The organism is Mycobacterium sp. UM_Kg1 (genome assembly GCF_000972925.1).
Lineage (GTDB): Bacteria > Actinomycetota > Actinomycetes > Mycobacteriales > Mycobacteriaceae > Mycobacterium > Mycobacterium hiberniae.
The window spans coordinates 1-4719 of sequence record NZ_JRMK01000217.1 but is presented as its reverse complement, the minus strand read 5'-3'; the positions used below and the strand labels follow the sequence as shown (position 1 = coordinate 4719).

General features: G+C 70.5%; 6 protein-coding genes. All 6 read left to right on the top strand.

What is annotated here, in order from left to right:
- Positions 1 to 600: response regulator transcription factor (locus tag LI92_RS19935; protein ID WP_046322000.1), on the top strand; the 600-nt coding region annotated here is incomplete at its 5' end.
- Positions 578 to 2104: a sensor histidine kinase gene (locus LI92_RS19930; RefSeq protein ID WP_046321999.1), complete on the top strand. Its 1527-nt coding sequence runs from the start codon at positions 578 to 580 to the stop codon at positions 2102 to 2104. The genes LI92_RS19935 and LI92_RS19930, both read left to right, overlap by 23 nt.
- Positions 2105 to 2150: 46 nt before the next feature.
- Complete coding sequence (locus tag LI92_RS23955) at positions 2151 to 2315, top strand: hypothetical protein (RefSeq protein WP_192830101.1); 165 nt, start codon at positions 2151 to 2153, stop codon at positions 2313 to 2315.
- Positions 2305 to 2439 (top strand): hypothetical protein, encoded by a 135-nt coding sequence (locus LI92_RS24430; protein WP_286135203.1) that lies wholly within the window; start codon positions 2305 to 2307, stop codon positions 2437 to 2439. The genes LI92_RS23955 and LI92_RS24430 overlap by 11 nt, the downstream gene beginning before the upstream one ends.
- A 37-nt stretch (positions 2440 to 2476) precedes the next feature.
- Positions 2477 to 4348 (top strand): alkyl/aryl-sulfatase, encoded by a 1872-nt coding sequence (locus LI92_RS19925; protein ID WP_046321998.1) that lies wholly within the window; start codon positions 2477 to 2479, stop codon positions 4346 to 4348.
- 34 nt (positions 4349 to 4382) lie between these two features.
- Positions 4383 to 4719: histidine phosphatase family protein (locus LI92_RS19920; protein ID WP_046322001.1), on the top strand; the 337-nt coding region annotated here is incomplete at its 3' end.

The following is a 4719-nucleotide window of genomic DNA, read 5'->3' as shown; positions in this document are numbered from 1 at the left end:
GTGACCGCCGGTGACGGCACCTCGGCGATAGCCGCCGCCAAGGCCGAGCGTCCCGATGTCGTGGTGCTCGATGTGATGCTGCCCGACATGAGCGGGCTCGACGTGCTGCACCGGCTGCGCGAGATCAACCCGCGGCTGCCGGTGCTGTTCCTGACGGCCAAGGACGGCCTGGAGGACCGCCTCGCGGGGCTGACCGCAGGCGGCGACGACTACGTCACCAAGCCGTTCAGCATCGAAGAGGTGGTGCTGCGGCTGCGGGCGCTGCTGCGCCGGTCCGGGGTGAGCACCGCCGAAGCCGGCGCCCAGATCGTGGTCGGCGACCTGGTTCTCGACGAGGATTCCCACGAGGTGACCCGCGGCGGTGACCCGATCACGCTGACGTCCACCGAGTTCGAGCTGCTGCGGTATCTGATGCACAACGCCCGACGGGTGCTGTCCAAGGCGCAGATCTTGGACCGGGTGTGGGGCTATGACTTCGGCGGGCGGGCCAATATCGTCGAGCTCTACATCTCCTACCTGCGGAAGAAGATCGACCACGGCCGAGAACCGATGATCCACACGCTGCGCGGCGCCGGCTATGTGCTCAAGCCGGCTGGATAAGTCGCCGCACGCCGGCACCTGGCGCGACTGGCGCAATTGGTCGCTGCGGGCGCGGCTGCTGGTCAGTCAGATCGTCCTGCTGACGGTGGCGTGCCTCGGGATCGGCGCGGTCACCGAGCTGGCCCTGTACCAGTTCTTGGTCAGTCAGCTCGATCACCAGCTCCAAGACGCCTCGCATCGCTCGGCGCGACTGCACGGTCATCCGCTGGCCGCCCACCGGTTTCACCGGCCCCGTCCGGGCCCCGGGCCGGACTTTCTGGACGCGCCCGGGCAGCCGGCGGGCATGGTCGGTGCGGTGGTGCATGCCGGCGGCCCGAGTGTGGACGCCCTCGACGTGCAGGCCGGCTATCTGAGCACCTCCGGCCAGCGCGAGCAGCTGAGTCCTTCGGCCGCAGCGCAATTGAGCGAGGTGACTGCGGGCGCCCCGGCGGTGACGCGCCGCCTCGAGGGGATCGGCCGCTACCGCGTGGTGGCGACCAGCACCCGCCGCGGTGACGATGTGGTCGTCACCGGGCTGCCGCTGGCGGCGGTTGAGGACACCATGGTCCGGGTGCTGCTGATCTTCGGGCTGGTGACCCTGGTCGCGGTGGCCGCGGTGGCCGCGGCCGCAGGGGTGGTCACCCGGCGCGCGCTGGCCCCGCTGCGCCGCGTCGCGCAGACCGCGGGCGAAGTCGCCGGCCTGCCCCTGGACCGCGGTGAGGTGACGCTGCCGGTGCGGGTCGCCGAATCCGACGCCAACCCCCGTACCGAGGTCGGGCAACTGGGCGCCGCGGTCAACCGGATGCTCGATCACATCGCCGCCGCACTGGCGACCCGGCAGGACAGCGAGACCCGGGTGCGTCAGTTCGTCGCCGACGCCAGCCATGAGCTACGCACGCCACTGACCGCGATCCGCGGTTATACCGAACTGGCGCAGCGTATTCCCGTCTCGGACGGTGCCGACTCCGCGGCGCTGGGGCACGCGCTGAGCCGGGTGCAGTCCGAGACCGAGCGCATGACCCAACTGGTCGAGGATCTGCTGCTGCTGGCGCGGCTGGACTCCGGCCGCCCCTTGGAGCACGAGCCGGTGGACCTGTCGCGGCTGGCGGTCGACGCGGTCAGCGATGCCCACGTCGGCGGCCCGGAGCATCACTGGCGCCTGGAGCTGCCCGACGAGCCGGTGATCGTGCCCGGCGACGCCGCCCGTTTGCACCAGGTGGTGGCCAACCTGCTCACCAACGCGCGCGTCCACACCGGTCCGGGCACCGTGGTGACGCTGCGGCTGGGCGTCGACGGCCAGGAGGCGGTGCTCAGCGTCACCGACGACGGTCCGGGCATCCCGGCGCAGTTCGTGGCGGAGATCTTCCAGCGGTTCGCCCGCGGGGACACCTCCCGGTCCCGCACCGGGGGCAGCACCGGGCTCGGGCTGGCGATCGCCTCGGCGGTGGTCCGGGCGCACCGCGGGACCATCACTGTCAGCAGTGCACCCGGCCGTACCGTGTTCACGGTTCGGCTGCCCCGCTAGCCGCCTCAGGGGTTTGCGCCCGGCGCCCGGCGGGTAGGCGATGCGGATGAATCCCGAAATGCCGCCCGAACCGGGCCGGCCGGACGAGCCGCCCGAGCGCTTGGCGCCCGCGGAGGCACCGGAACGCCTGGCGCCGAGCGAAGTGCCGGAACGGCTGGTCCCCGAAGACCCGCCGGAGGATGCGGCGCAGGCGGTGGCCGATGCGCGCTGAAGAAGGCGACGAGTCGATCCGCGACTACGCCCGCGAGGCACGCGAGACCCGCGACCGGGTGGCGCGTCCCGCATGGCCGACGCGGCTGCGCCACGCATTGACCGCGTTTCGGCGGCGCCGCTGACCCCTGCGGACCGGCCTGCGGTGGCAAGCTGTCCGACATGGAGAACCAGCCGGTCAGCGCGTCGATCGCGGCCGCCCACGCGCAGCTGCGCGCCACTCTGCCCTTCGACGACACCGCAGACTTCGCCGATGCCGACCGCGGGTTCATCGCCGCCCTGACACCCTGCGTCATCACCGCCGCCGACGGCCGGGTGGTCTGGGACAACGACAGTTACGACTTTCTCGCCGGCGATCCGCCGACCTCGGTGCATCCCTCTCTGTGGCGACAGTCCCAACTGGCCGCCAAACAGGGGCTCTACGAAGTGGTCGAGGGCATCTACCAGGTGCGCGGCTTCGACATCTCCAACATCACCTTCGTCGAGGGCGACCACGGGGTCATCGTCATCGATCCGCTGATCTCCACCGAGGTCGCCGCCGCGGCGCTGGCGCTCTACCGCGCGCACCGCGGCGGTGACCGGCCCGTCACCGCGGTCATCTACACGCACAGCCACATCGACCACTTCGGCGGCGTGCTCGGCGTGACCTCGCAGGCCGACGTCGACGCCGGCCGGGTGGCGGTGATCGCGCCGGAGGGCTTCGTCGAGCATGTGGTGTCGGAGAACGTCTACGCCGGTACCGCAATGCTGCGCCGGGCCGGCTACATGTACGGCACCGTGCTGGCGCGGGGCCCGCGCGGGCAGGTCGGCTGCGGCCTTGGCCAGAACACCTCGACCGGGCAGGTGTCGGTCATCGTCCCCACCGTCACCATCAGCCAAACCGGCCAAACCCTGGACATCGACGGAGTGCGCATCGAATTCCAGATGGCGCCGGGAAGCGAGGCGCCGGCGGAGATGCACTTCTACTTCCCGCAGTTCCGGGCGCTGTGCATGGCCGAGAACGCCACCCACAACCAGCACAACCTGCTCACGCTGCGCGGCGCGCTGGTGCGCGACCCGCGGGCCTGGGCGGGCTATCTCACCGAGGCCATCGACACCTTCGCCGGGCGGTCCGACGTCGTCTTCGCCTCGCACCACTGGCCGACGTGGGGCACCGAGCGAATCGTGGAATACCTTGGCCTGCAGCGTGATCTGTACGCCTACCTGCATGACCAGACCCTGCGGCTGCTCAACCGCGGCTTCACTGGGGTCGAGATCGCCGAGGATTTCGCGCTGCCGCCCGCCCTGGACAACGCCTGGCACGCCCGTGGCTACTACGGGTCGGTCAGCCACAACGTCAAAGCCGTCTATCAGCGGTACCTGGGCTGGTTCGACGGCAACCCGGCCCGGTTGTGGCCGCACCCGCCCGAAGCGCTGGGGCCCCGCTACGCCGCAGCGATGGGTGGCGTGGACCGCGTCGTCGAACTGGCTGAAGCCGCCTTCAATGACGGTGACTTTCGTTGGGCAGCAACCCTTCTCGACCATGCGATATTCACCGACGCCGACCATGCCGGGGCGCGCAGGCTCTACGCCGACACGCTGGAACAGCTGGCCTACGGCGCGGAGAACGCGACTTGGCGCAACTTCTTTCTGTCCGGCGCCACCGAACTGCGCACCCGCAACTTCGGCACCGTCGGCAACGTCACCTCGGCGGCGCTGCTCGCGCAACTGAGCCCCGAGCAGATCTTCGACACCCTGGCGATCCGGGTCAATGGGCCGCGGGCGTGGGACCTGGAGCTGGCCCTGGATGTCGTGTTCGCCGACACCGGTGTCAACTACCGGCTCACCCTGCGCAACGGCGTGCTGGTGCACCGCAAGACTTCGGCAGATCCGGACAGTGCGGACGTCACCGTCACGGCGCCCACCAAGCTTGCGCTGCTGGCGGCACTGCTGGGGGGTGGCGGGTTGGAGGTCACCGGGGATCAGACGGCCTGGGCGAACCTGCTCGGCGTCCTGGACGCCCCCGACCCGAACTTCAACATCGTCACCCCGTGATGCCGGGCGCAACCGGCCCCTTAGGGTGGCAGTCGTGCAGTTGCTGCTGATCCGCCACGCGCTCCCGCTGCGCAGTGAGTACGGCCAGGGCTCCGACCCGGAGCTGTCCGAGACCGGATTCGCCCAAGCCCAGCGCCTGCCGGATGCGCTGGCTCGCTTCCCGGTCACCCGCCTGGTCAGCAGCCCGCAGCGCCGGGCGATCCAGACCGCCGAGCCGCTCGCGGAGCAGCTCGGTCTCGGTATCGACATCGACGAGCGGTTCGCCGAATACGACCGGGAACTGGCCGGATACCTACCGATCGAACAACTGCGCACCGAGCGTCCCCAGGACTGGGCGCGCATGGCCCAGGGGCTGTCTCTTATACACATCT

Coding starts and splice junctions, on each gene's coding strand:
- LI92_RS19930 (WP_046321999.1), top strand. CDS start 578: ATGTGCTCAAGCCGGCTGGATAAGTCGCCGCACGCCGGCACCTGGCGC.
- LI92_RS23955 (WP_192830101.1), top strand. CDS start 2,151: ATGAATCCCGAAATGCCGCCCGAACCGGGCCGGCCGGACGAGCCGCCC.
- LI92_RS24430 (WP_286135203.1), top strand. CDS start 2,305: ATGCGCGCTGAAGAAGGCGACGAGTCGATCCGCGACTACGCCCGCGAG.
- LI92_RS19925 (WP_046321998.1), top strand. CDS start 2,477: ATGGAGAACCAGCCGGTCAGCGCGTCGATCGCGGCCGCCCACGCGCAG.